Here is a 1346-nt window from a genome sequence, read left to right as displayed (position 1 = left end):
GAGCGTTCTCGTGTGGTGCGGGAGTGGAATGCGACTGATCGTCGGGCTGCGTCGGTGACGTTGGCGGGGTTGTTCGAGGCTCAGGTGCTTCGTTCGCCGGGTGCGGTGGCGGTGGTGGGTGGGGGTCTGGAGTGGTCGTATGCCGAGCTTGATCGTGTGGCGAACCGTGTGGCGGGTGAGTTGATCGCGCGTGGTGTGGGTCGTGGTGATCTGGTCGGTGTGGTGATGGGGCGTTCGGCGGATGTGGTCGGGGTGCTGCTGGGTGTGGTGAAGGCGGGTGCGGGGTTCGTTCCGGTGGATCCGGCGTATCCGGCGGACCGGGTGGCGTTTGTGCTGGGTGATGCGGCTGTGTCGCTGGTGGTGTGCACGGTGGCGACGGAGTGTGTGGTTCCTGCGTGGGTGGCTCGTATGGTGTTCGATTCCCCGGAGGTGGTGGCGGCGGTTGCGGCGCGGTCGCCTGAGCGGGTGGGGGTGGAGTGCCGGGTGGAGGATGCGGCGTATGTGATTTATACGTCGGGTTCGACGGGGACGCCGAAGGGTGTGGTGGTTACGCATACGGGGTTCGGGAATCTGGCTGCCACGCAGGTCGATCGGGTGGGGGTGGATGCCGGTAGTCGTGTGTTGCAGCTGGCGTCGTTGAGTTTTGATGCGTCGGTGTGGGAGCTGTGCATGGCGTTGTTGTCGGGTGCTGTGCTGGTGATGGCGGGTGAGGACAGGTTGCCGCCTCATGGGTCGTTGGAGGTGGCGGCGGCGGAGTTCGGGGTGACGCATGTGAGTTTGTCGCCGTCGATGTTGGCGGCGGTGGAGGATCTGCCTGCGAGTGTGGGGACGGTTGTGGTGGCGGCCGAGGTGTGTCCGCCGGCGGTGGTGGAGCGTTGGTCGTCGGGGCGTCGGTTGATCAATGGGTATGGTCCGACCGAGATGACGGTGGCTGTGACGTTGAGCGGGCCGTTGTCTTCGGTGGGGGAGGGGCCGGTGCCGATCGGTCGGCCGATCACCAATACGCGGGTGTATGTGCTGGACGAGTTTTTGAAGCCGGTTCCGGTGGGTGTGACGGGTGAGTTGTATGCGGTGGGTCCGGGTATGGCTCGTGGGTATCTCGGTCGGCCGGGGGTGACGGCGGAGCGTTTTGTGGCGTGTCCGTTCGTGGGGTCGGGTGTGCGGATGTATCGGACGGGTGATCTGGCCCGGTGGTCGCCGGACGGGCAGCTGGTGTTCGCGGGCCGGGCGGATGACCAGGTGAAGGTTCGTGGGTTCCGGGTGGAGCCGGGTGAGATCGAGGCGGTGCTGGCAAGGCACGGGAGCGTCGGTCAGGTCGCGGTGATCGTCCGGGAGGACCGGCCCGG

At 66.6% G+C, this 1346-nt stretch carries 1 protein-coding gene; it reads left to right on the top strand.

The annotated features are described in order from the left end of the window. Positions 1–69 precede the first annotated feature (69 nt). On the top strand, positions 70–1346 hold a 1277-nt coding region (locus ACFYWI_RS38500), incomplete at its 3' end, for an amino acid adenylation domain-containing protein (RefSeq protein ID WP_389240854.1).

The sequence above is a fragment of the Streptomyces sp. NPDC002889 genome (assembly GCF_042888425.1).
GTDB lineage: Bacteria > Actinomycetota > Actinomycetes > Streptomycetales > Streptomycetaceae > Streptomyces.
Note: the sequence above shows the minus strand (reverse complement) of the source record. Positions and strands in the feature narration are given on the sequence as shown.